General features: G+C 51.9%; 16 protein-coding genes. 4 read left to right on the top strand and 12 right to left on the bottom strand.

Annotated elements, in window-relative coordinates; genetic code table 11:
* Positions 1 to 655 (bottom strand): site-specific integrase (locus AZSI13_RS04745; protein ID WP_235609656.1); only part of this gene is annotated, 655 nt, incomplete at its 3' end.
* An 828-nt stretch (positions 656 to 1,483) separates the two neighbouring features.
* Between AZSI13_RS04745 and AZSI13_RS04740 the strand changes: the two genes are divergently transcribed.
* From AZSI13_RS04740 to AZSI13_RS04730, 4 genes are all read left to right on the top strand, one after another.
* On the top strand, positions 1,484 to 1,987 hold the full coding sequence (locus tag AZSI13_RS04740) for a hypothetical protein (protein ID WP_109040007.1): 504 nt from the start codon (positions 1,484 to 1,486) through the stop codon (positions 1,985 to 1,987).
* A gap of 140 nt (positions 1,988 to 2,127) precedes the next feature.
* The gene (locus AZSI13_RS17215; RefSeq protein WP_133247264.1) at positions 2,128 to 2,892 is read left to right on the top strand and encodes a taurine catabolism dioxygenase TauD; all 765 of its coding nucleotides are present in this window, start codon (positions 2,128 to 2,130) and stop codon (positions 2,890 to 2,892) included.
* Positions 2,889 to 4,166, top strand: coding sequence for a radical SAM protein (locus tag AZSI13_RS04735; RefSeq protein WP_109040006.1), 1,278 nt, complete (start codon positions 2,889 to 2,891; stop codon positions 4,164 to 4,166). Before AZSI13_RS17215 ends, AZSI13_RS04735 begins: the two co-directional genes overlap by 4 nt.
* A complete protein-coding gene (locus tag AZSI13_RS04730) occupies positions 4,159 to 7,701 on the top strand; it encodes an ATP-binding cassette domain-containing protein (RefSeq protein WP_165833309.1) in 3,543 nt (1,180 codons plus the stop codon). Before AZSI13_RS04735 ends, AZSI13_RS04730 begins: the two co-directional genes overlap by 8 nt.
* Before the next feature lie 147 nt (positions 7,702 to 7,848).
* On the opposite strand, the gene AZSI13_RS04725 is transcribed toward AZSI13_RS04730, so the two are convergent.
* From AZSI13_RS04725 to AZSI13_RS04675, 11 genes are all read right to left on the bottom strand, one after another.
* On the bottom strand, positions 7,849 to 9,672 hold the full coding sequence (locus AZSI13_RS04725) for a DUF2357 domain-containing protein (protein ID WP_109040004.1): 1,824 nt from the start codon (positions 9,670 to 9,672) through the stop codon (positions 7,849 to 7,851).
* Positions 9,669 to 12,041 (bottom strand): AAA family ATPase, encoded by a 2,373-nt coding sequence (locus AZSI13_RS04720; protein ID WP_109040003.1) that lies wholly within the window; start codon positions 12,039 to 12,041, stop codon positions 9,669 to 9,671. Before AZSI13_RS04720 ends, AZSI13_RS04725 begins: the two co-directional genes overlap by 4 nt.
* 1 nt (position 12,042) lies before the next feature.
* The gene (locus AZSI13_RS04715; RefSeq protein WP_109040002.1) at positions 12,043 to 13,506 is read right to left on the bottom strand and encodes a hypothetical protein; all 1,464 of its coding nucleotides are present in this window, start codon (positions 13,504 to 13,506) and stop codon (positions 12,043 to 12,045) included.
* On the bottom strand, positions 13,496 to 16,810 hold the full coding sequence (locus AZSI13_RS04710; RefSeq protein WP_109040001.1) for a DEAD/DEAH box helicase: 3,315 nt from the start codon (positions 16,808 to 16,810) through the stop codon (positions 13,496 to 13,498). Before AZSI13_RS04710 ends, AZSI13_RS04715 begins: the two co-directional genes overlap by 11 nt.
* A 7-nt stretch (positions 16,811 to 16,817) precedes the next feature.
* Positions 16,818 to 18,245 (bottom strand): protein kinase, encoded by a 1,428-nt coding sequence (locus AZSI13_RS04705; RefSeq protein WP_109040000.1) that lies wholly within the window; start codon positions 18,243 to 18,245, stop codon positions 16,818 to 16,820.
* The gene (locus AZSI13_RS04700) at positions 18,242 to 18,946 is read right to left on the bottom strand and encodes a PP2C family serine/threonine-protein phosphatase (protein WP_109039999.1); all 705 of its coding nucleotides are present in this window, start codon (positions 18,944 to 18,946) and stop codon (positions 18,242 to 18,244) included. Before AZSI13_RS04700 ends, AZSI13_RS04705 begins: the two co-directional genes overlap by 4 nt.
* Entirely contained in the window at positions 18,943 to 19,761 is an 819-nt protein-coding gene (locus AZSI13_RS04695) for a VWA domain-containing protein (RefSeq protein ID WP_201262303.1), read from the bottom strand. Before AZSI13_RS04695 ends, AZSI13_RS04700 begins: the two co-directional genes overlap by 4 nt.
* 30 nt (positions 19,762 to 19,791) lie before the next feature.
* Positions 19,792 to 21,312, bottom strand: coding sequence for a sigma-54-dependent Fis family transcriptional regulator (locus AZSI13_RS04690; RefSeq protein ID WP_109039998.1), 1,521 nt, complete (start codon positions 21,310 to 21,312; stop codon positions 19,792 to 19,794).
* A 246-nt stretch (positions 21,313 to 21,558) separates the two neighbouring features.
* Positions 21,559 to 21,804 (bottom strand): hypothetical protein, encoded by a 246-nt coding sequence (locus AZSI13_RS04685; protein WP_133247263.1) that lies wholly within the window; start codon positions 21,802 to 21,804, stop codon positions 21,559 to 21,561.
* A 15-nt stretch (positions 21,805 to 21,819) separates the two neighbouring features.
* Complete coding sequence (locus AZSI13_RS17210; protein WP_133247262.1) at positions 21,820 to 23,157, bottom strand: hypothetical protein; 1,338 nt, start codon at positions 23,155 to 23,157, stop codon at positions 21,820 to 21,822.
* Positions 23,154 to 25,184: a transposase gene (locus AZSI13_RS04675; protein ID WP_133247261.1), complete on the bottom strand. Its 2,031-nt coding sequence runs from the start codon at positions 25,182 to 25,184 to the stop codon at positions 23,154 to 23,156. Before AZSI13_RS04675 ends, AZSI13_RS17210 begins: the two co-directional genes overlap by 4 nt.

Genomic DNA, 25,184 nt, shown 5'->3' with positions numbered 1-25,184 from the left:
CATGACGATTCCTACTGAACAATTTCCTGTCCATCCTAGATAACTTGCAGGTATCGTTCAAACAGCTAAAACTTATCCGTACGTTGTTCGTATAGCTAAAGACTCGCCCCGACAGCTTCACCCTCTGGGCCGCCAGGATATCCCTAGCCTCCATGCTTAACGGGATATCACGTTTGGAACCATTCTTGGTGTCGGGCAGATGAACAATTCTGGATTTCAGATTGATGTGCTCCCAGCACACCCCCAGAATCTCCCCCTGACGCATAGCAGTTTCTAATGCCAATTGGACAATGGCCTTCATCTCATGCGCGCCCCGCTGGGAACAATGCCTCATGATCATCCGTTCTTCACGAGGAGCCAAGCGTCGATCACGGCCAGGCGGAAGTTTTGGCTTACGGACGTTGGCGACAGGGTTATCGTTGCATATACCCCATTCGTTCTTCGCAATGCGAAACAGGTCGGAAAGCAGCGCCAGATCCAGCCGAACCGTAGCAGGGGAAAGTGCCCTACCCGTTCGTGCGTTAATCTCCGCTATGATCGCAACAAATAAAGTCTGTCGGAACTGTTGCCCGTAAGCCTTTGTGTCGTATAGGGGAGGAGTCTTAGTAACAGTGACGCAAAGTCTGTCGGGGCGACGAAGATTTGCATTCGTCATTGCACGTCTTGGAATATAGTCTGTCGGACTTAGCTTTGTCCTAGGTTTCGGCGGGCACTGATCCCAACAAGAAAGTCTGTAACAACCGCACTAGCAACCACGGGGCACAGATTCACTTTAAAAGTCTAGGCGGTCTGTAACAGCCACTGATCAACCACGATCCGTCGGTAGATCACAACAAGAAAGTTTAAAACAGTGCGACGAAGGTCGCCCCAGGCTCCCAGGAGACCCACTGATCTTCGACCTTGCGGTCTCGTTAGCGGGGAGTACCTGTATCTCTAGATCAAAGTCATCACAGATCCGATTTCCCCCTCCCGCAGATGGCTACGATTCGCCAATTCCTTCACTATTGACAGTAAAGCCATCATTTGGCTTATCTTCTGAGATAGTGGAAGCATGCCGCCAGGACAGATCTCAGGGCTTAGCTTCCCGAGCCATTCCCTGACCTGATCAACGACGGCGTTGCCGCTCGTAGTATCACTGGCGCTACTCATAGGGGCAGTTATCGAGCGAGTACGGAAATCACTGAATAATGCGGTGGCTATGGCGCCACCAGCAGAACAGCCCCTTACATTCTGCACACCCGCTCGTGGAATCCCGCAGCAACTGGATGGAAATGTTTCGAATCAGGCCTATGAGCCCTCATCCTTACCGACCTTCGACATTGCCGTCATTCCGGATGCCTCGGATCGACGCACAGTGAAGGGAACATTACGCATCGCAAGTGTGAGAAATTGAAATGTAAGTTAAAGTATTCCGCGCGGGTATCACGGATGCGGAAGTTTGATGCTTCTGTGTGTTGTCTGACAATTTCGATTTGGAGATGTGATGAAGGCGGGAAAATTTGATAGAGATGTCTTTATGCAGGCGTTCGAGGCCACCAAAGCCTGGAATTTTGACCTTGCAATCAAGAAAATCATTGAAACGAAGAGCAGCACATGGGACTTGTGTAGAGCTGAAGTCGCTGTACTCAATTACAGACGCTACATGGCGGTAACGAAAGCACTTGGGGGGACTCAGTTAGTGCCAAACGGTGATATCGACGAAATTTGGCATATGCATATACTCGATACCCGAGCTTATATGCGAGACTGCGACGAGCTTTTCGGCGAATATCTGCATCACTTTCCGTACTTCGGAATGCTTGGCGAAGACAACAAACGGCAATGGATTGAAGTGCAAACGGAGTCTGAGACTCTGTGGCAGGAACTCTTTGGCGAGGCACTGTATGGTCCAAATCGCGAAGCACAAAAGTGCCCTCAGGTATGCCCATGCCATATAGACCTTACAGAGGTTGGAGCTTCAAGTCTTACCGACCATAAGGCCGCTTGATTCGTTCTTAACCCGGCAGTATCCGGGCACGTTGTGACTCACTGCAGCTACGTGAGTAGGCAATACTTAATCCCGAAACTTCCCGTACCAACTGCCGGGAGCACATTTTCATGTGTGGTTGCCCCTCGATCCCTGAACTTATGCACGATCAAATTCCCGAAACGAATGTAGTTGCCCTGGTGAAAAAATCAGCACCGGCTGGGCCGCTTAGAGTTGATTTTTCAAAAATTCGACGCGATGGATTTCAAATTATAAGAGGGTTCGGCACCGATCTAGTTCATCTCGAATACGAATTAAGCAGTATTTCTGGCGGAAAACTCTTTTACTCGGACCGCATCGGAAGTTTCGTTCATCAGTTCCGCGTTTTACCATACAGTGAAAATCTGTCGGAACAGCCAACATGCGGCGGATACCACACAGATTTCATGTTTCAAGCTCGACCGCCAGAGTTTGTTGCCTTATTGTGCTTACACCCGGATCCAAGGCACCCATTGTTTGGACGAAATCAAGTAGTTCCTCTTCATGCATTCGTTGAGCGGCTTAACACAATATTTGGCGTCTCGGAAACCGACCTGATGACAATCGGTGTCGATTACACATTTACCGGCAAATTACCAATAAGCGTGCCTATCCTAAATCAGCTTGACGGCAAATCCATTTTAAAATTGCACACCACGCTTATGGCAGACGGAAAACTCAGTGCATTTGATAACTTGCCGCTCAAAGCTGCAATAGAGGCAGTTTGTGGTGAAATCGCAGAAAACCTGGTATTAGACAGGGGCGATTTGCTAATCATATCTAACCATTCTGCTCTGCACCGGCGTTCAGAGTGCACCTTAACCTTTGACTCTACCTGCAACTCATTTAGATCTAGAGAAATGGCAACGATTCGATTTGATCTATGACCTATTTCCTAAATCCTGCTGTCAAATTACATAAGCGGTCTGTACACGGGTATGGAACCATTAACTTTATTACACGTGACGGTGTAGGCGATCAGCCCCTGGTAATAGATGACAGAGCACTTCCAATCATTGAGAAACTGATCCTTGGCAAGCCATATTTTCCTAGCGACAGTGATCGTGAAATACTATCTCGTTTGGAAGAGGATGGGGTGGTTTCCAAAGGTGATGCAAAGGAAAATTGGCATCAGCCTTCTGCTGAAAGTCTCCAGTTTTGGATTCAAACTAGTGACCGGTGTAATCTTGCGTGCACTTACTGCTACATCCCATCTCTAAACAGCAAAAGGACTCGTCGCCACGATCTTTTTTCCCTATTTAGCAAAAAGCTTTTGGCGGTCAGGGGACTCAAGACAATATCTATTAAGCTTGCTGGTGGCGAACCACTCCTTTCATTTAGAGACTGGAGCGGTGATGTTATAAAACTTAAACTAACCTTAGCCGATGCTGGGATCACTCTAAATGTCAGGATTATTACTAACCTTACATTCCTAAATAAAGAAATCGTCGAATACATTAAGGAAAACAACTTCGGCATATCTGTGTCAATCGATGGATTGGCCACCTATAACGATAAAAGCCGCATTTTTCCTACCAGCAACCGCGGATCCTTCCAGGTAGTAATGAGAAACCTTGAGATCCTCCGTGCAAATGGCATTAAGCCCGCGGTGATGGTTACGGCAACATCGGAAAATGCAGACGGAATGGCAGAATTGGTGGAATGGCTTGTTAACAACGACCTGGTTTTTCGTATCTCCGATGCCAAAGGTGGCTATATTAGACCGGACGAGTTTGAAAATTCCTTTGTGGAAGTGGACAAGATACTGAGTGCCCCCTCCAGGGTTGGATATCCTGTTAGCGACCGAATGGTGGTTTCCGATTTGAGAACTCTTTCACCCCAAGCAACGCCATGTTCGATGGGGGTATCAGGAGGCGCGCTGTATCTAGATGGGTCGATTTACTTCTGTCATACGGAGTTCAACGACGGGACGCCACTTGGAACCATTGATGAAGATGAAAACCTGGTTACTATTATTCGACGGGGACATTCTAGGCACTTGGGGCTGAGCTCCGAATGTAAGGCATGTGAGTATCGTTTTATATGTGCAGGCGGGTGTCCGCTATATCGAGTCAACGGCAAAAGTCCAATGTGCTCTGCCTATAAGCGGATAATCCCAAAAATATTCGATTTATATGGCAAGGAAGGCCAAAATGTCTAGCTTTTCCATGGACGGTATAACGCAAAATAACCTCAAGGGCGTTGCTGTCTCTGGAAAACTTGGCGAAGTGGTTTTGGTCACAGGCGTCAGTGGATCCGGAAAATCGACTCTGGTATTCGAAGTGATTGCTGCTGAAGCGAGGCGGCAAGAAGCAATAAGGAGGAGGAGCGACGAACTATATGTATATGCGGTTCGGCCGAGCTTCCTTTCCTCGACTACATTGCCAGAGTGCATTTCTGTGTCTCAACGCGCTCTAACACAGACAGAGGGATCGACGTTCGGCACACGTAGTCGGCTAAAAGGAACAATACAAAAGATTTTCATTGAGAAAGGCCAAATCGTCTATCGGGGAGTACGTATTGAACAACCTTCACTTCCCGAGATACGCCAGTTTGCTCGACGATTTCATCCTACAGCCAAACTTTACGCTGTCGTATGGGCCTACTCACCTATCGATTTTAGTACCGTTCAGCAAGCGCTTGGAAAACATGGAATTCGAGCCGTATTTCTCCGCGATGAAAAGAAAGGGGCGCGCCGAGAAATTCCACTTACAAAGTTACCAAGGGCCGGCTTGTCGAACTATGAAATATCCGTACCACTCGACGCTTGCGCAGACGATTCCACCGTCTTAAAGCTGGCCAAGGAAGGAGTAATGCTCCTAGGTGACGAAGTCGAACTGAATTTTGACGAGCACTACTTCTATTTGCCTGATGGGGTCGTCTTTCGTAAGCCATCGGCTCTCCTGTTCTCAAGGTCTCAAGCCTCCTCGCGATCAGGCTGCTGTAAGGCATGCGGTGGAATTGGAAAGAAGATCGCCGCAGACTTCGACGAGATAATTAAAAAAAATACTCCCTTACACGATGGCTTCTTGGACGTTCCCCTCACAAAATCCGGTCGGTATGTTGGCTTCAAATTTTTGCCAACCGGGTTGTCTTCACTGATTAAGAAACAGGGAATCGACACTTCAAAAACATTTAACGGCCTGAGCGCAGATGCTCGTGAAATGCTACTTGGTATTCTTACCAACAAGCTACTATCGAACCATACTGATGAAAATACGAGGCAGTATTTAAAGGAAACAAACTGCTCTGCCTGTGAAGGGTCCGGCTATAGCTATCAAACGCGTGCGGTGCTTGTGAACGGCAAGTCCATCGACTACTTCCTTAATCTGACAGCTAATGAGCTTCGCTCTGAGCTATCGGGCATGGGGCTGGAAAAGGATGAGTTGGCTCGCCTAAATGATTTTCTAAGCGTTATCGATAAATTGGCAATCGGCCACATTGGTTTAAATAGACCAACATCGTCAATAAGCTCAGGTGAGGCACAGCGACTAAAACTACTTGATGTGTTGATGTCCAATCATTCGGGCAAAATTATCGTCCTCGATGAGCCATCCGCAAATCTACAATATCATGACAATCTCGCAATACTTGATGCCATCCTCAAGCTAAAGGCACGCGATAACTGTGTGATCGTAGTTGAACATAACCCTCTTTATCACAATATTTCTGATCGAATTTTACACGTAGGGCCGGGTGCAGGCGCAGAAGGGGGGTACGTTAAAGAGTCATTCCCTACTTTCCTGCCGACGCAGCAACTCGCGTTTCACGTAAAGCGCCCGACCGCAAAAGTGAACGCGTCGTTCACTACATTGACCCTAAAGCCTAAACGTAATGTCCGACTGGAGAGCATCAAGATACCAGGTGAATGCTTCACTGCTGTTGTAGGTTCCAGCGGAGCAGGTAAAAGTACCCTAGTGTTAGAGATGATGTATTCCTCGCTTATCGAGTCAAAAGTGCCTGTCGTTAAACTCGACAGCAAACCACCAGGGAAATCAACCGCATCCATTGTTGCCACCTACCTTGAGGTATTTGACGATATTCGGAAAGAATTTTCTAGGGAAGCGACGCCATATCTGACCGAAAGCGACTTCAGTTTTAACGCACGCGGAGCATGTCCTGTATGCAACGGTTCAGGCAACGAAGGCGGTAAGCCCTGCGGAGTATGCTTTGGGTCTCGCTACAAGCCAGACGTTCTACTTACCAAAGTAGAAGGCCTTAGTATCGTTGATGTCCTTCAGCTCAATATCCTCGACATTAATACGAGTAAAGCCTTTGGCTTCTTATCCAATGTGCGTCGGATCTTAGATGCCCTTTCATTGGCTCACATTACCTTAGGTCGTGCTACCTCATCGTTAAGTGGTGGAGAACTCCAAAGACTGAAACTCGCCAAATTCATTTTGAGGCACAAACGCACCCTTGGTAAAGAGCGAGCAGTGGTGATGTTAGATGAGCCTAGTCGCGGCTTGGATAGCACTGGCGTTTCACAACTTTACGAGGTATTACTGGAGTACCTGGCCGGCTTAACGGTTATTGCAATAGAACATAATCCGGAATTTATTTACCGCAGCACTTATATTATTGATCTTGGTCGTGCCATTGGCGAAAAGAATCAAGACAATATCGTTGCAGGCTACTTGGGCGACAAAGATTTTCCAAGCCTAAATTATTCTTTGCTTTCTGATGAAATAAAAGCATCCAAAGACAGCTTACAGCCAATAGCATTTAACGCAGCCAAACCAGGAGTACCGGATGCTGCCTCCGAAGGACGATATTTTCAATTTTTGCCACACCTATATATCAAACAAAACAATTTCGACGTTGAGCGGCAATTTTCTAACCGCTTCAGTATTCAGAAAAATGACGGAAATTTCAGGCTTTTTAAATCTCGCGATGAGTTGCAGAAGGCAGTTGGCGAAGCGTGCCCACTGTTATTTAACCCTTTAGTAAGTCATCTTGAAAAATTTCCAAAAGTTCCTGTATCGGTTTTTAAAGCCGTTACTGCAGAGTACAAAGGGCGAGAGCTATATCTAAGTGAAGACCCTTGGAGAATGCTAGTGAAGGCGGTATCTTTTGATGAAGCTTTTTTGAAAGGAGCAGGCGTTGTAGCACTGCCTAACGGCGACTTTCCCGGACCCGCCACAATTAATTATTATGGGATAAGATTGTTTAATTTAGCTGAGCGTATAGTCGATGGTATTCAACCTGACAAATACGCTTTCAATCTGTATAGGAACGCGTGCATCTACTGCAAAGGCTACGGTCACTTCAAGTCTTATCCGTTTGAAAAATGGATCGATAAGCGCTTCTCTCCATTTGATGCAAGAATGACCCCGTTTGGCCTAAATAGAGTAATGCCGAAAGCCACAATATCGCATTTTGCAAAGGAGGGATTGTTCGACTTTTCTGTACCGCCGTCAGAGTTGACGGATGATGAATACAATATTCTTTTGTACGGATTCAAGGCTTACAAATTTCAGAAACCCGGAAAGCCAGGCGTCGTACAGGACGACTTCTGGGAATGGCGAGGATTGAATTCATACGTTTACCATAACGCAGCAAAACTCAGCCCACGTGAAGACTTGAACACTCATCTTGGGTGGCGTGAATGCCCATTTTGCGCCCGCGGCTTCAAGAAGACCGTGACACAATATGTATGTGATGGGAAAACGATTGTGAGCTTCCTGGATAGTTGATACGCCTAGACACCGGTGTTTATCACATCAGCCCAAACAAATACATTGATCTGGCATTAGAAGAAATGTCGAATCGTAGATAGTTGGCAGGGTAACTGTCAGCGGCGAGAGCCAAGACGTTTCGATTTTCATGAGATTTGTCCATCATCAACCAGCCACATCCAGGTCGAACTCCAGCCAATCCCTACCAGACCAAATAAAACTATCCAACTCTGATACGTTTGAGGCACCCTTCGGCCGCAAGGAGAAGTGTCGCCTTTTTCCTATTGTCTTGAGCGACCAAGTTGTTTGGCAAGTGCCGCACTGACAGTAAAAGTCTTGCTCCTGCCCGCGCTCGAATCTGGCCGGATGACCACAAAGCTTAGCAAGCGCGGCAATCTGGTCTATGGCAAGCCTTACGGCCTCCTCAACTTGCGGATTAGCCGAACCTCTGAGCAATGCCTTCAGTTCGGCTGCTCTCTGTGCATCGATTGGCGCGAGAAGCCTAACGTGCGTTGGAGAAATGGATTCAAACTGTCCCGGCCATGCCTCGGTCAGTTTCTTGGTCGGAGTTGGCAACGGCCCCAGTTTTCGGCCATGCTCGTGGAGCAATTGCCGCAACATCCATTCATCGATCAATTTTCCCATCCTCTCCACGACATAAAGATCGAGAGGTGAAACGGGAAGACTCTGTGGCGATGCAACACTGGTTAGAGTACCTGGCCAGCACACGATGCGGCCACCCTCCAGACTCTCGCTGCAATTTATGGAGGCCCCGAACCAGGCAATCGGTACGATCCTCAGTGTAGCCCCGTCAGACTGGGTTAGGACCCAATCATGCACATCATGCTTGAGTACGAAATCCCTCCCTGCCCAACTGAACATAAAGTTTCCATTTGCTCTACGCAGACCATAGCGCTCCAGCGCTCGCTTGATCACGAGACCGATGTAACCGACGTAAGCATGCTGAAGTTGCAGTTGTCGTGCCAAGCGCTCTTCTGGGGGCAATAATCGCGCCTCTCGATCGTCTTTCAGTTTTTCCCATAGAGGGGGTAGATGACGATAGTGAGGGTCGTGATTCAGAATGTTTGTCCGATGAATTTGGGCCGGGACTACAGATGAAGCGGGCACCAGCGAATAAAGACCCCGTTGCTTCAATCCTCTGATTGCACGTAACTGAGACTCCAACTCGCTGAGAGCGCGCTTTCCTGCCTCTAACTGCATCCCAGTCTTGTCATCAAGGTATGACTCCCCCCAAAGGCGACAAATATCCTGGCGGAGTCGAAAATGCGTCTGCTCTGACCCTTGAAACTCCAAAGCTCGTTCCAGTCTCGAATTGACTCCTCGGATGCGAGCCAGTCTCCTGGCAAGGTGTCGATCAAGACGATCTAGCAATCGCTTGTAGAGCCTGTTCTCATAGATCGCATAGTCGTCCTCACTGAAACGAGCAAGAACCTTACGCGGTTGAACTCCGCTGAGCGTACGCTGCTGCCAGCAATCTGAGTGCGATGCCAGGTGACTTAGTGCCGAACTCGCGAGGCGTCGAGCTCTCGCCACAGGAGCAACAAAATTGTCATACCGAAGGTCCCTGCGGGGGCGATCAGATATCGAATACAGATGGCCATCTCTGAGTACCGCCGCCAAGTCTCGCTCGAGCTCTTCGAGCGTGCATTGTGCGGCCATCTCAGCGGGTAGCATGGGCGAGACATTTGCATCATGTGAGTGAGCTATTTTTCCGGCGATTGAAATAATCGCCTCCGCAGAAAGTTCGGAGTCCGCCTGAACGTCGTCAGTCTGATCGATGGAGAGCACTTGGGATTCTGTGTCTTCTATCCGGATGACACCTGAGCCGTCATCCGAGAGCAGATCACCAGCCGGCAAGTGGCTGTGTCCATTGACAACTAGCGGCTCGAGCAAGCAATACCGTCCCGGCAGAAACGCGTCGGGTAGCTGACTGACTTTGCCACCCGTAAAGCGGTCCAGAAATATCATGCCCCGCGTTCCTTACGGCGACGGTCTTCAGCCAACAAGGCCTTGGAACGGCGAGGCTCTGATTTCCACCCCTTCCAAACTGTAGTAAGCGCTTGTTCGATCGCGGCTAGATCATCAATGGTCGCATCGTATCTGCCAGTCACCTTACCGCGTCTGAATACTCTGCTGGCAAGCAAATGATCCATAGCATCTTCTTTGCGACCGCCCGCCGCCATGTAAACGGGAACAAATCGCATGGCCTGACGTTCAAGTCGATTACCCCAACCTAGGTCAAAGCGATCCTGCAAGATGCTCGTGAGCGGGCCCGTGGTCAACTCCGCCAACAACTCTGAAACCTCATCAGCGTTTTGTGTCACAGCAGCATCGAAACGCTCCATCAACGATCCATAGCTAAAGCTGGCCTTCGGCTTTGGATCCACCTTGAATCCCGCTTCGTGGCGGGGAAGTGTCATTACATGAGCACGATCGTAGGTTTTGTCAGCGAACTCATTCGTGGTTTCATCGTGGTTAGCAGTGCCTACAAACCAGACGTTATGGGGAACTCGAATCCTCCGCCCCTCGACCAGCAGCGCTGGTGCGTTCGGCAACTGGCTCTCCGACAAACTGATAAGTCGGTCTCTTGGATCATTCTTTTCGAGCGCCGAGAGGAATTCAGCAAAATACTGCTCCGGGCGCGATAGGTTCATCTCATCAAGCAAGATGATGTTGCACCGATCCTTGTAAGCGGCAGTTTGCGCACGGTAGAGACCTTGCAGGCAGTCGCGCTCATAGAAGCGCTTTTCGAAAGCGTTGTAGTGCCCAAGTAGATCATCACGATCTCGCCAGCCAGCCTGGACGGCAATGTCAGTGCAATGTCCCCCCACCGCCTTTGCGAATGCCTTCGCCAAGCTCGTTTTGCCTGTGCCGCTGATTCCCTGAAAGATGTGAAGCTGACTCATAGCCAACCCAGCAACGAGCAACTGAATATCTTCAAGACGGAAATGCAGCATCGCGCCTTCCTCCGCTTGAGCGATCCGGTGCTGCAACTCAATCGAGAATTTTTTCAGATCAGGAACATCTTGCTCCGGCAGGCTCAACTCCTTGGCCTTGCGATCCTTGATCCAATCGGCAGTGGATGCGGAATCCATCCATGCCATTTGAGGGAACGGCTTCTCAGATTGCTGTGACTGGGTTAGGTCATCTACCGTTTTGCCCAAGTCATTGAGCCTTGCACTCAAGATCTGATTGTTCTTTTCCAGGGCACGCTTTTCTCTTTCGAGGTTCTCTTTGTCACTCACGCCGAGGCGGAGGCGATGAAGCTGAGCTTTTGCATCAGCCAAATCAAAATGAACCTCGTCGAGTTGAGCCTTTTGCTCATCACGAAGTTTTCGCAGCGCCTCGTTCTCAAATTGCAACTGATCATCCTGACTGTTTGCAATTTGGTTTTCCAATTGAGTGACTCGACGTTTCTGAGCAGCCAACTCGTCAAGTATCTCGCGGGCAGACCGACCAGCCAATGCCTCTGAGAACTCCCGGTATTGCTCTAGTTTCTGTTCAGTCAATGTCCAATCGCGGTAAACCTTTTCAAGGCGTGCCTCTGCGCGTAGTCGAGCATCGGTCAATCTGGCAATTTCCTGACTGGCCTCGCGAAGTGCATCTTCGCGGATCTGTACCCGTTCACGCTCAAGCTCTTTCCACTCTGCATCTAGTCGCCGTTGCTGCTGCTGTAGAGCTCTCTCCTTGTTTGCAATCTCCGCTTCACGTTCCATCACTTCGGATGCGCGCGCGGACTCATCGTCACGTGCTTTCTGCTCCGCTTGAAGGATGCCGAATTGAATCTCAGTCTTCCTAGACTCGAGCTCCACGATTTCTTTCTTGAGATCACTGAGTGCGGCCACGTTTTGGGCGGCAAAACCGGAACGCGCATCCAGTTCTCGCTTCTCAAGTTCACGCTCCTTATCGGCCAAACTTGATTCGGACTTTTTTATCTCAACTTGTCTTTGCTTCAACTCTTCGTCGAGTTTGTTGATCTCTTCGGTTCGCTTCTTGTTCTCATCACTTCGGCGGGAGAATGCCTCCTCCTTGCGAGCCAGGTCATCGGTGCGCTTCTGTGCGTCTTCATGTAGATCACGAACTCTCTTTGCGACATCAGAGATATCCGCCAACAACCTCTCGAGCTCGATTTTTTTCTCGGGCTCTGCCTTATCCAACTCGCTGACCTGATCTTTCTCCAAGTCGGGGAGTGCCACAGCGGAAGCATCGCCTTGCACCAGCGATGCAAGGGAGCCAATTCCAGCAGTTGCTTTCTGCCATGCCGATGCGACCGCACTTTGTGCAGTATTTGCGTTTTGCGCGGCTGGGGTTTTGTTCCCCTTATTGTGTTTTGCCATTTCAATACCAGCCCTTAAAAATTTGAATCCATTCGATGACAAAGTCAGCGTGTTTCATAGCTTCTTCTCTATCGATTCTCTCGCTACCTGAATGCCCGGCTTTTTTGTTGCGAGCATCAGCCATATCAAGCAGACGAGTCAGTTGAAGCTCATCGGCGGATAACTTGAGGAAGGGATGTGATGCTTGATCCACGGTCCCTAGAAGTCCTGCAAACAACAACGCCTTGAGCGAACTGCTACCGCGCTTCACCGCTGTGCGCACCTGATCCAGGCGCTGCTCAGACAAACGCTTGATTACGTCATCGGTCAGGCAAGGAAGGTTGAAGAACTGGAGGTAATATTGGGCTTCCCCATCTTTCCAATCCCTCTGGTCTTTCCAGTGCGGCAATCTACGAATGTCCGACGGGTACGCTTTCAACAGCCACTGCAGCACGCTTTCTGCCAGGTTGTGGGTCTCAATGAGAAGGCTAGTCACATCCTCCTGCCAAGACCTCTCCTGACTGGCCAGCACGGATCTTCGTCTCAGAACGCTGGCGAGGTATCCCTCAACAATCGGCACCTTCCGCGACCAGTTGTAGTCTGCAAGCAGTGTCAAGTCGATCTGGTTCTCCAGGGATCGGAGCCACTCCTCTGCCGATAAATCGTTCGATCTTGTCTCACCCACCGCGTCAGCGATGTATTTTGCAAGTCCATCGTTTCGCGGCAAGACTTCCTGCAGGGGTTTGCGTAACCACGACGCAGCCTGCTGCAACCCGAACGGATCGGCAACCAACCAGGGTTGTGGCCCTGCCTCGTCTGGAAAGATCCATGTCCACAACCACATCGGCTGCGCCGAATCTTCGACGAAGCTCAGGCTGTCAATGCGGACACGTGCCGAAAGCTCGTCATCACGCTGTTTGGCGTGGTCGTGATCCGTCCGATAGCGCTGAAACGCATCAAAGAGGGCCGCGGTATCCAGTGCGCCCTCTCGGAAGTGATTGAGGCGGAAGGGGCGATCCTCCTTTCCGGAATCGAGGTCTCGCAGGAACACTGGGTAACCACGTTCATCGACTCGCTTCGCTTCGATCTCTGGAAGCTCTTCAGTGAATCGCGGCAGCCAGTTCCCCGAAATCGCGTCCTGATATGCGTACCCCATGCGGACTTCCTCGCTGGCATCCTGAGCCTCTTCGAGGACACGCTCACCTTGAGAGGTGACTGATCCCGCGGTGGTCATCCAGCCGTTCGGGATCAGTTGGGTTGCAATGATGAATGCCACCAGTTCTCGGTCCAGCCCCAGCAACTCAGCCATTTCCGAACTGTCCTGGCATCTGGCCCTTGCCAGTCCAAGGATCGCCTGCTGGAACAGGTTCAACTTGAGGACACGATTTGTTGGATAAAGGACCTTCCAAACGCGGACAGGCCACAAAAGCGGCCGCCCACCCGGGGGGCGACGGACATCAAAGCGAAGATAGCGGTCAGCGGCCATGCGCCATCTCCTCTCTGCAAAGCTTGAGGAATGCAGCCAGAGCTGGGACCCCTTCCTCGGACTCGGGCCCTTCAGCCATGTGTTTGGCACCGACGGCAACGAGGAGCTTCCTCTGGCGACTCATCGCCACGTTCATGCGATTTGCCAACCGCAAGTGCCCATACTTGCTGTTTAGCAATCGTTCGCGCTCTTCCCCTTCCTTGTGATCGGGAATCACCACGTCGTTAGCTCGCACTACGGACAGGAAGACGGCGTCAAACTCTTTGCCTTGAAACGCGTCAACCGTGCCGACGCGCAGTCGCTCATCACCTGATTCAGTCTGCCGGTAGGAGCGCGCGATCCGGATTTCCCCATCCTCTTCCTCTGCCAAGCCCTCGTCAGCCAGTGCATCAAGTATCAGGTCACACTGGGCGCGGTAGAAACTGATGACCCCAATGCTCAGCGACGGCCCACAAGAATCTGCAATCCGCTTAACCTCTTTTGCAATAGAAATTGCCTCCGCCCGTCTTTCATAACCGGGTTTTAGGAATTTTTCTTTCCCGTCCTGCAGAGGCACATCCAACCAAGCCGCACATTGGCCTTGGTAGCCGGGAATCGTGTGAACGAAATCCTGCGCAGGCCGACCTGAGTGCAGGACGTCCAATCCCTCAGATTCATAGAACTGCTTGCTGATGAAGTCACCTAGTGTCGGATGCATTCTGTACTGCGTATCGAGCATCACGACGCGCTTGATGTTGTCGACTTTCTCTTGCTCCCTAAGCTGCTTCACCAGCCGCTCAAAAAGACTCTGCTCATACGCCTTCGCTTGAGCCTCTGTCAGGCTTTGTCTCGAAATGAGTTCGTCTTCCAACTCTCGTTGAACAAGGTGAGGTAGTTGTCGATGGTCGCCGACCAGGATGATGCGACGCCGCGCCATCGCCATAGGAACGAAAAGGTCTAGAGGGTTTGCCCTGGCGGCTTCGTCGATGACAACCGTGTCGAACTCAATTCCTTCTGATGCATCTAGGTCGCTCAACTCTTTCAAACTGCTCATCGCCTTACCAGCTGACTGCTGGCAGGTCGCACCGACAATGCTGGCGTACTCGCGGACCGCTCTCACTGCCTCATTGGGGGCTTGGGAAAGTGCCGCGTGGTACGAGGCCACCACCGCAGAGATGCCACGGCGAGATTGACGCAAAGGCGCGTCGATTGCGTGCTCGATGTTGGCCAAGAGACCAAGTGCTTCGCCGCTCAACGCTTGCTTTAGCTGTGGGGGCCTGTAATCGGGGCTCAACCGATCCAGCATGGACCGCTTAAACGCAGCCAATTCAGCAAGATCTGCTTCAGTGGCATCGGCAACCGTTGAGAGTCGCTGGAGCAAGCCCCATTCCGAATCTTGAAGTTTGACGTTGCTGCGCCGCAGCGTGCGCTCAAGCTGGTGAGCTCTGTCCGGCCCGTCGTCGGCGAACCCGATAGAACTGGTGCGCAGAGCCCTCAGCAAGCGCACAAGCCCAGCAGGCTCATTGGCCTGACGCTGGGTTTCGACTCTCTTCTGCTGGGCAAGAAACTCATCCCATCGGTCCTTAATTTGGGCCGGGAGACGAACGTCTAGATCGAACAGCTGACGCAAAAGGACATCAATTTGCTCGAACTGTGTTTGGCGTTCCTGTGCCGACATGCTCGCGAGTCTCAATGCTGTGATACGTCGATCTAGCTCTTCCAATGGTTGAGTCAGCGGCTCATTCAGCCGAATCGTGTCGAGTCGAACAGAGATTTCTTTCCGTTTGCGTTCACACCAAACACCAACAGGGTCGACACCGCCTTCGTCACGGCGCCCTCGACCGCCAATTCGAACGGCAGGCAAGCCAAAGACTTCTGCACGATTCAGGGCGTTATCGACCGCATCGTGCTGGTAACTGCTGATCAACACTTGGTGCTGCAGCGAGTTTTCACCGAGTGTTTCGGCAAGGCGCCGCTGCAAAGCTGCAATGACCTGAGTCTTACCTGTTCCTGGTGGGCCAACGATAAGTGCGATATCAGGTGTATTGATCGCCTTCTCCAGCGCCTCAATCTGCCGCTTGGTCGGAACACCCTTGAAGCAAGATTTGGCGTAGGCGGATAAGCCGTCGAGCTGACGTCGCCGGGCGCTTGGCGGAGCCACCCCTTCCAGCAAGTAGCTCAGTTGCGGCAGTCGCCGTCCTTCATTGATAGATTGCCTTGCGCGTGCACGACGGGTCTGTACGGCTTCATCACCCGATAGTGAGTAGTAGATGAACCCCTTGGTTGGGGGGCGTTCTGAGCGCCGGTCCTGGCTCGGAACCAAGACCACGCCATCCCGCTCGAACCGCAATACACCGCGAACCGGGCGACAGCGTGCTCGGTCAGCTCTGCCCGGCACGTCATCAACCTCGGAATCAAGATCAAGCTCCCGATCCCCAAGCTCCACTTGCGTCGTGTTCGCCAGCCCCAAAGCTTTCCATCGTTTCCGGAAATCCCTTAGGTGATCCGCATCAACTTTTAGAAACCAGGCCCACAGTTCACCTTCGACGAGCTCCGCACTCTTGAAGCGAAGAGAACCCAGTTCCCTCGCACAATCTCGAGCCTGCTCCCATTCGAGCGCACCATACTCTTGCCATAAACGTAGGTAGCTGCCGTTGTCGCGCAGCGCAGCATCCAAAAGTGCGCGTTGCTCTGTACTCTGGAGACGCACGGCGACACTGGCATCTTGGAAAGAGATCTTGCCAACGGCCATCGCTACACGTGCTGTAGCCCCCTTGAGACGAGTGACGCTCATCAGTTTCAGCACGCCAGAATCTCGTTTGACGTTGCCGCGCCAGCCTGCACCAAACAGAACGAAACTCTCATCGGAAGCGTTGTCGAAGCGGCCAAGAAAAACACGATCCATTTCTGCGGTCGGTGCTTTTTCAGCTGAGATGAATTGCTCATTCAACCAACCAACTGCAGTGGGTACGTCTGGAGCAGAAATCTCATCCCTGCTGGCCAATTGCTCCGCAATGGCCTCATCAACAGAAATCGCAATATCCAACTGGATCTGCTCGACCAAATCCAGCGATTGAAGTTGGAGAACATCTCCATGTCGATGCCTTAACACCCACAACGTCAGGCCTCGTTGGACCTGAAGCGCAGTTCGATCTTGGCGTCCGTCTGCTTTGCCAACGCAGACGGAATCGCCCTGGCGGAGGAGATAGTCATGGCCGTGTGCCTGTACTGACACGGCCTCACCGATTTGCCAATCGGCTCCCAGGTCGTCACATGTGAACTGGGCAAGTTCACCCGACAGAAGAGGAAAGTCGCAGAGTTTCATCGTTGCCTCACCAGTTGAAACGCCAAACGACGTGCTCTTCTTCTACTGCGCCTAGGTGGAGCCAAAAAGACACTCCTGAACGACTGTCTGACTTGAGCCGCTGACGACGCACAACAGCGACGACTTTGTCATCAGATGCTCTCTGCAAGGAAACTTGCGTACCGACTGATGGCTCTATCCACAACCCATCCTTAGCAAGTTCGACAGTGCATAGCGGACGGGCATCCGCGTACAGGGACGTCCCCAAAGGCAAAGTCTTTAACTCGGTAGGGCTCATACTCAAAACCATCGCTTTGCCTGTGCGAGTCCAGCACTCTTTTCGAATCAACGACTCTGGAACATCTTCCGGCAAGCCCTCCCGGAGCAGATCCGGAGGCATATAGCGATATTCCTGCAAGAGGATCGTGCGATTCGTGTCCTGGGCGTGATCGCAAAATGGACAGATGTGCTTCGAGGTGTAGAAAAACGTGCTGCCGCAAGACTCGCATTGATCGCAATGGCCTGTGGCAGCCTCGAATGCATCTGCCCACTCATTCAGACTTGGCCGCTCACCCGGATTGTTCAGCCCAGCATTGAAGCATCGTTCAAACAGCGCACGCAGTGGCGCATTGAGCGTGATTTCGCGGGGAAGTCCTATCGACAAGGCGTTGCTGCGATCAACTGGGTGATCTACCCAAGGGAGTTCGCCTCGGAGGGCCGCCTCTTCACGCTCGGGTTCACCTTCAAGCACAACGTTCCCCTTGAGGGGGTGAACCAGCGTGAGGATGCGATACGCCATGACCGCAAAACTCCAGCTGTCGGTCAGTGTATTGATGCCGGACTCTCCCCTCAGAATCTCTGGAGCCCCGTAATCGGGGGTGAATACACCTTGCTGACCGTCACGCGACTGACTCGCAACGTTGTCGGCGTCGATCAACCAGACTTCGGCGTACTCTAGTGACTGCGATACGAAGACATTTGCAGGAGAAAGATCGCCATAAGCGAGTCCTCGGCCATGCAACTCAGCCAGGACCCGAGCCAGTCGCGCGAGCAACTTCAACCGGCGCAACAGACCGCCTGTCTTCACATAGCCCGAGAGGCCTTCATCTGACATCAAGGCGTCCGTCGCGACCTGCATCAGTTCAGTCATTGGGACCAGTCCATCCATCAGTTCCATGACGTAACCGGGCTGCGGCTGCGTGATGAGGGCTTGCGGATGTGCGATGGGAAGGCCCTCAAGTGGCTGACGCATAAGTGCGCGAATCTTGCTCGTCCAACTGTTTCGCTTTTCTTCTGTGGTTGCGCGAGAGACTTTGACGAGTACATTGGGGTAGTTGGTCGTGCAAACGATCCCCTGACCGCCTTCGCCGATACGCCCTGTCAGTTCATAGGACTGACCGTGTTGGTCTAGCACCGTCCTGTTTTTCTTTGGTGCCTCTGGTGTTGCAGTGCTCATTCAGACGTCCTAAAAATTGCCACGAGTGTTTTGTCGTCGCTGTGTAAGGGTGTCGCCCAGTCATTCAGTTCAGACTGCAACCAGCGTCTGCCTCTGCGCCGATTTCTAGCGCTTAAGTCTTGGTAAAGCGCATCAAAGAAGCCGGCAAGATGTGCAGGTTCGAGGTCATCGGCCACGCCATCTGTCATCAAGACAACACCATCACCCGGCTCGGTGAATCGGCCTTTCGTACAGCTCCATTTGTCCTGCAGGTGCGTGGACTCAAGTGCCCAAGTCTGATTGCCATAGGCTGTGCGCTCTGGCGTGATGCGACGGAACTCGCCAGCGCATTTCACCAGCAGAAGACCATCACCCAATTGGGCTGCATGGACCTCGCCTTGATCTGTCACGCGGCCGAACAGCAGCGTGGTCGCGGCGTCTCGGGGAGTTGTCGGAACGATCGCTTCAAGCCATTGCTGATGAATCAAGGGCAGGGTTGCGGGTAGATCTAAGCTGCTCGATGTAGCGCGCAAGATCCGCCGGGTAACTTGGCAGGCACTACGTGCCCCCAGATCACTACGTGCTCTCGATCCCAATCCGTCTGCCACAGCCGCAATCCAGCCACCTCGGCAACCCGCCAGAACCATCGCGTCCTGATTAGGCTCGCCCAGATCCCGGTGTCGGGGGCCAATGACGCTCGCGCCGCAGGCAATAAACCTCATTGGAAGTCGAGATCCAGTGCATCGTCATCCGGGGGCGGAACAACGAATGCGGTTGAAATGTCTGGATTTTGGCTTGCAGTGCGAGTGGTCACACTCATGGTCACTGCGCGGAAGAAGCGGTGGATGTCCCGGGCGTTGTGGGCCTTAAAAATGGGAGCCTCTGCGTCGTTTGCAAAATCCTTCAGCATTGCTTCATCGGCATCCGGCCCAATCGCCATTGCTAGCCGGGTCGCCTTCTGTGCCCGCTCGGAGTCGCAAAGAGCCTTGAAAGGAGCCTCCCAGTCGTCGGTTGGTTGCCCATCAGACAAAAGAATCAGAACGGGGCGATAGGCTCGGGAGGGGATGCGATCCTTGTCTTCCAGCAACAGACGAGCGAGGTCAAATGCGGCACCCATCGGAGTAACACCACCAGCCTGAAACTCCGAGAACCCTGCGACGCCATGCGCCGCAACCAATGGCAAGTGCATCTGCGCCTTGCCACCAAAGGTGATCAGGCCCACCTGGATCTCGGCGCGCAAACGACTTTCCTTGGCGAAAGTCGAGACCATGTCCTTCATCGCAGCATTTAGCGCTTCGATCTTGCCGTTTTCCCCCATGCTGCCGCTCGTATCAGCCAAAACGATTACGGGTAGGGGCCGAGGGGTGGCAACAGCAAATTTCTTGAGACTACTCATTTTCTTTGTCCTTTGATCAGATTGCTTTTTAGTATTCGGGGTTGGGACTTTGGGTGGCGAAACTGGCGACTTAGTGGAACGCAGCGCGAAATCGCCGACGTACCGGCTCACGATGTCTTCGTGGTATTTGGCAAACCCCATGACCCAGCCTCCAATTCATAAAATTTCTTATTACTTAGCACCATCCGTGCCAGGCTTCTTTGGCTGGTACTTGAGCAGCCAATTCGTCAACGTTTGATAGCTACCGAGACCCAACAGCTTCGCCGCCTCAGTCTTATTGCCATGACTCTGATCCATGGCTCTATCAAGGTAGTGGCGAGCCACTTCTGCCATCAAATCCGGCAGGGAGAAGCCATCGCCAAGTGCGGCTCCGAGAATCGTATCGTCCGTGCTAGAGGATGTAAGCGAGAGCACCTCAGCGACATCCTCGGTTCCTATTTCCTCTCCTGGCGCCCAGATCGATGCCCTCAAAAGAGCGTTGTGCAACTCCCTCACATTGCCCGGCCAGGCATGACGAAGAAGAAGATTTCTTGCGCCAACAGATAGATTCTTATGCATAAAGCCTGGCTGCGAAGTTGCTTCGCGATTGATCTGCTCAAGCAAAGTGTCGATCAGTAAATTGAGATCTCCTTCTCGAGCCCGCAGGGGTGGCAGCACCAAGATGCCAACCGCTATTCGATGAAACACATCCTCTCTGAATCGCCCTACCCGAACTTCTTCCGGCAAAACTCGATTAGTAGCTGCGACGATGCGCACATCGATTTTTCGAGATTTACTAGCCCCTAGACGTGTCACTTCGTGCTCTTGAAGTGCGCGCAACAGTCGAACTTGCGATGACAGCGGCAGCTCACCGATTTCGTCCAAAAAAAGCGTCCCGCGGTCAGCCGCCTCAAAGTGGCCGACACGGGTTGTATGGGCACCGGTGAACGCACCCTTTTCATGACCAAACAGTTCAGAGTCGATCAGTTCGAGAGGTATTGCTCCGCAGTTGACCGCGATGAAGGGCGCGTCTTTTCGTTTGCTGGAGGCATGGATGGCGCGCGCGAAGAGTTCCTTGCCGGTCCCAGACTCCCCTTGGATCAACACCGGCAAATCTCGTTGAGCCAATCTCTGCGCCATCGCGACTACACGCTTCATTGCTCCGCAGCGATAGATGATGTTGGCAAACTCTGGCGCAGCAGGGGGCAATCCTTGTGCGAGACGTGCAAGCGCCTCATCGGCTTCTTTGGTTCCAACCGGAACGAACTCAGCAGCCAGATCAAATGGAACGACAACAGGACGCACGCCGTGCTCACGAGATGACTCTATAAGATCGGCGCCGTACTTTGCTTTGGCCAGCAGGACCCACACAGCAGCCATGGCAGGGGTTCCCGGGCTCACATGAAAGGTAACTTTCAGACCCGGCGAAGAAGCTAGCGCTGCGGATACCACCCCGCTCGCTGCTTTGTAAATGTCTTCGAAATCGGTGGGGCCCCGCAGTGTTGCGTATCGTACATCTATTGCGCCGGCAAATTTCCTGCCCAGCCATGCCGCGTAGTTCTGCGTTCTCTGCTGCCCATGGTCTGACAGGAGCACCAGGCGCTCGTACCCCCCCGTATCCAGCGCCATCAAAATGGGGCCAAAGTCCGCACCCCCTGCATCCTCTGAGGCACGGATATCTGAATTACCAAGCCAAGCAAAAAGAGTGGACATTCGACAAAAAAATTTATGCGTACATAAACTCCATTCTATCGCGCAAAATATGCAAATGGAAAATTCGTTTGACAAAGGGTAATGAGCAGCGCACCACAGGGCGTGCGGTTGAAAAAGCCCGCCCAGCCATCCTCTATATTGGTGGCGCCTGGTCCTGATCGAGAGTTGGAACCTCCAAACGCCTGCGCCTTCCTTCGGTTGAAAATCACATGAGATCTGACGGGAAACTTCGTTAAACGCAACGCCTCATGACTCCCGGCCATTCACTTTTAAATCGTCGTAGAAGGCATACTTCAAAACCATCTTGGCCCACTCGTAGCCCAGTAGGTCGAACGCAACAACGCGGCTGTAGTCCGGAAGTTTCCTTCGATTAGCTCTCACTTCCGAAACCACGCTCTTGGAAACACGCAACAGTTCAGCCAACTCGACATCACGGCGCTTGCCCAATTTTTCTTTGACCGCATTGAGCAATTCAGAATCAGATAAAGACACCTTCACTTCCTTTCATTAAACGTTTTCAGAAAAGGTGGCCGAATTCCTGGCCATATCTGCCAGGGTTGGTTTCGGCGATTTTTTTGCATTGATGGATCTCACGGTTGCAGTCACCCGATGCTTTGGTGCGGCACGTGATGCCTCTTTCAGATGCTGCTTGTCTTCTGCAGTCAAGGCATCCTCTAGCTCTCTGCGTGCCACACGACTGGCTCGCTCCTGCTCCGCCCGTCGCTTAAATTGCTGCACCAGTGTTTCAGGCAACTCGATGGGGCATGACAGATCATCTTCCTTCGTCTCATTCATAAGAGTTCGACGAGAGACGTCCTCAATATCCCTTCTATCAAACTGAAATTCACGCGATCTGTAGGCGACTTCGAGGTCTGCAAGAGTCACCTTGACGTCGGAATTGCTACTGGCACTTCGCTTGTTTTCATAAGCGATTTCAATCAGTCGGCTTTCGGCGCGCTTTTGGCCTCCGGAAAGCAAATTGATTCTCGGCCCATCTGTTTTCGGATCAATTGCCAAAATCTCGGGGAGTGCATTTTTCTGGTGCACTAAAAACGCTTCCCAGTCAGGCCCTTCAGGATCGTCGGGCATCATCACCTTGACATTGCTTAGCAAGCGTTGCCGCTCGGGAGAGGGGCGCTTCATCAAACGACGAACCAAGCTGTAGTTACCAACGGCGGTTATCGGCAATCCCAAATTCCCGGCCACCATCATCAACCTGGCAATGTTGGTATTTGCCTCTTTTGATAAGGTGTAGAACTGCAGTTCATCCAAGCCTAAGTAACAAATCCCGGATCGGTAGGCCATTCTCCGGCAGTAAGAAACGTTATCGTGAGTGGCTGTATAAGCTGATCCCAAACGCTGCCAGAAGCCATTCTCTGTCTTGATGTCGCGAAATTTGACGTACCAACTGGATCGCAGTGGCCACACCGTTCCGTCAGGCGTTGTGATTGATACATTACGTGCCACAGCACGCTGGTACGCTTCTGATAAAGCTGTTTTTCCGAGCCCTGGTAGCCCCGTCAATATGGTGGGGGCTTGCCACTCAGGAAGGGGTAACGTCTCAAATTCTGATTGGATGGCGGCGCAAAATCCCAGTGGATCTGTGTAGATCAAACAGGCATGTGCATACGCCTCACCGACCCAGACCTCGAGTATCTCCAGGCACTGTTCTGATGGATAAAAAATCGACGCAAGGGACTTCTTGAGCATTTTCGTCGCCAAGGTGATCGGGTGTCGCCCCAATTCATACAGCGGTTCGGGGTAATACTCTGCTGCTCGCTTCAAGGCTTCCCGTTCTAGCAAGGCTTCGAAGCGCTGGGCCCACATATTTGGGTGGGGACTCATGCTTTCTGCCCTCGCGAGCCCTGTTGCTTGGCTTCCTTTTCTTCGCGCTTGGCTAGCGCTGTCTTTTTAGGCCGCCCCGTTTTTCGTTGGATTGAATCCCAGTCGTCCCCGGTATCTTCCTCAAAACGACTAATTCCCTCGGCCGAAGCAGCTCGTTGATGCTGGCGAAATGCCGAATTCATCTCGGCCCGAGCCTCTGCAAATTGTTCAAGTTCACTGAGGCTTACGTACAGATCATCGGCATCTCCGCCAACCTTTAACTGCGCATCAAGTTGGTATAGCTGACCGTCCAACTCAACCCACAGATGCCGCACACACAAATCCAGCACATAGCCATTGATCTCCATGACATCCACGGTTGATCGTTTGAGCCTCTGAAATATGCCTGTTGCCTTGAACTTGTCGGAGTTAAACCGCTGTCCTGCAAGGTAAACAGCGTCCTCCTTCAGCGAGAGCTTTTTGGGTGTGAGGAAAGTACGCACCGCATCGTCAATACTCATCATTTGGGCGTCATTTCGCCCACGGACGTTATAGGCATTCCAGAAAGAAAGTGGGTCAGGGGAGACAAACGCCATCTCTGGAATCGCTTCAATTTTGCTTTCGATCCAGCGTGTGCGATTTCGCTTGATGAACTCCCAGATCAGCTTTCTGGCGAGTTTGATCGGCGTGAATTTGCTTTTGTAATAGCCTGGCCTACCCTCAATTTTTCGCTTTCTGGGATTGGTACTCTCAACCGTTGCCTTGGACTGTCCTGAATAGGCCAATGTCAGCTCTCGGATTGGAAACTCATCGTCGAACTTCTCAATCAGTTTTAATGCAGCACCAGGCCCTCGATCGGTAATGTAGGATGAAGGCAGACCTTGGCTGGGCCAGTCTTCTGGTCCAATTTTTAGGCCAAATAGCTTACAGAAGTACACCTTCGGAACCGCCATACAGAAGAGCATCATGCGATATGCCTCGCGGCGCTCGCTGCCCAGCGAAAAGCCAATGCCCAGGCCCATGGAAGAGAGGACATCGACGCCTACGGCAACTTTTAATGGAGGGAGTGTGCTGCCTTCCAGATATCCACGAGGTAGCTCGGCGCAGCTAAAGGCATCAGCCTCGACCTCCTCCATGAGATTGACCAAATGCTCGGCGTACTTCCCCCTTGAGGGAGACATTTTGGTACGCACCCGGATCTCTCCATAGAGATCCATCTGTATCTGTTCAAGTCCAAATTCCTGAATCAGCCTGTAGCGAAACTGGTCGTAGGTGTAAAAGCCTTGACCCGGAGGTGGAATGAACACCTTGAATTTTTGCTTCCCGTGGGAGCCGATTTTGCATTTGAGGTTTTTGACCATTATCAGGTCATAGACTTCTTGCAGTGTCCGTCCCAACCTTGCGTGCTCTCCGTAGCCAGCCAGGTATTCCCTCGTCAGTTTGGGATCCTCGGCACTGCCATAGCGAGTACCAAACCTTAGCGAAGGCCTACCAAATTTTTTCTGATGAAGTTTGCGCGCCCATCGCCCAATGTTGTGCCAGGGGGAATGAAGTGACCATATATTTCGGCCGCACGCCACATAGGTAACTGCCCACATTCGATAACGAGTTTCGTTGCACCCCGCTGCTCTTGCCATGTGGTTAAGTGCGCGCTCAGGATCTTCAGAAAACATCCATGTTCGAGGATCCGAGACGGCTTCCGCAATTTTCAGTAATCGGCCTTCGACACGATCCTTATGGAGGATTATTGCTCTGGGGCGGCGAGCATCACACAACTCGAGGTCATTCTCACTAACCTCATCCAGCCATGGCGGGAGGGTGATTATTTCCTCGGTGTCGAGCAATAAGCCAGCATCGAGCGCTTCCTCAAAATCATCACGCACCAAAGCAATCAGATGAGCACCGGGCTTTATTTTTCCTTTCGAGTTGGGCGTACCGAGTTGCGCAAGTAAGACTCTGTCTTTGCGACTTGCCAGAAAAACGTAGTCCAGATCTTTACGCAGAGCACCGAATCCGTCCGGCACATTGAGAAGAGAACCGCATTGCAT

Source organism: Azospira sp. I13, assembly GCF_003112695.1.
In the GTDB taxonomy this organism is placed as follows: Bacteria; Pseudomonadota; Gammaproteobacteria; order Burkholderiales; family Rhodocyclaceae; genus Azospira.
The sequence above is the reverse complement of the archived record's forward strand: the minus strand, read 5'-3'. Positions and strand labels throughout refer to the sequence as shown.

Excerpts from the sequence above, each read along its gene's own strand:
- AZSI13_RS04725 (WP_109040004.1), bottom strand. The coding sequence starts at position 9,672 with ATGATATTTCTGGACCGCTTTACGGGTGGCAAAGTCAGTCAGCTACCC.
- AZSI13_RS04720 (WP_109040003.1), bottom strand. The coding sequence starts at position 12,041 with ATGGCAAAACACAATAAGGGGAACAAAACCCCAGCCGCGCAAAACGCA.
- AZSI13_RS04700 (WP_109039999.1), bottom strand. The coding sequence starts at position 18,946 with ATGAGGTTTATTGCCTGCGGCGCGAGCGTCATTGGCCCCCGACACCGG.
- AZSI13_RS04695 (WP_201262303.1), bottom strand. The coding sequence starts at position 19,761 with ATGGGGTTTGCCAAATACCACGAAGACATCGTGAGCCGGTACGTCGGC.
- AZSI13_RS04710 (WP_109040001.1), bottom strand. The coding sequence starts at position 16,810 with ATGAAACTCTGCGACTTTCCTCTTCTGTCGGGTGAACTTGCCCAGTTC.
- AZSI13_RS17210 (WP_133247262.1), bottom strand. The coding sequence starts at position 23,157 with ATGAGTCCCCACCCAAATATGTGGGCCCAGCGCTTCGAAGCCTTGCTA.
- AZSI13_RS04705 (WP_109040000.1), bottom strand. The coding sequence starts at position 18,245 with ATGAGCACTGCAACACCAGAGGCACCAAAGAAAAACAGGACGGTGCTA.
- AZSI13_RS04715 (WP_109040002.1), bottom strand. The coding sequence starts at position 13,506 with ATGGCCGCTGACCGCTATCTTCGCTTTGATGTCCGTCGCCCCCCGGGT.
- AZSI13_RS04740 (WP_109040007.1), top strand. The coding sequence starts at position 1,484 with ATGAAGGCGGGAAAATTTGATAGAGATGTCTTTATGCAGGCGTTCGAG.
- AZSI13_RS04730 (WP_165833309.1), top strand. The coding sequence starts at position 4,159 with ATGTCTAGCTTTTCCATGGACGGTATAACGCAAAATAACCTCAAGGGC.
- AZSI13_RS04675 (WP_133247261.1), bottom strand. The coding sequence starts at position 25,184 with ATGCAATGCGGTTCTCTTCTCAATGTGCCGGACGGATTCGGTGCTCTG.
- AZSI13_RS17215 (WP_133247264.1), top strand. The coding sequence starts at position 2,128 with ATGCACGATCAAATTCCCGAAACGAATGTAGTTGCCCTGGTGAAAAAA.
- AZSI13_RS04735 (WP_109040006.1), top strand. The coding sequence starts at position 2,889 with ATGACCTATTTCCTAAATCCTGCTGTCAAATTACATAAGCGGTCTGTA.
- AZSI13_RS04690 (WP_109039998.1), bottom strand. The coding sequence starts at position 21,312 with ATGTCCACTCTTTTTGCTTGGCTTGGTAATTCAGATATCCGTGCCTCA.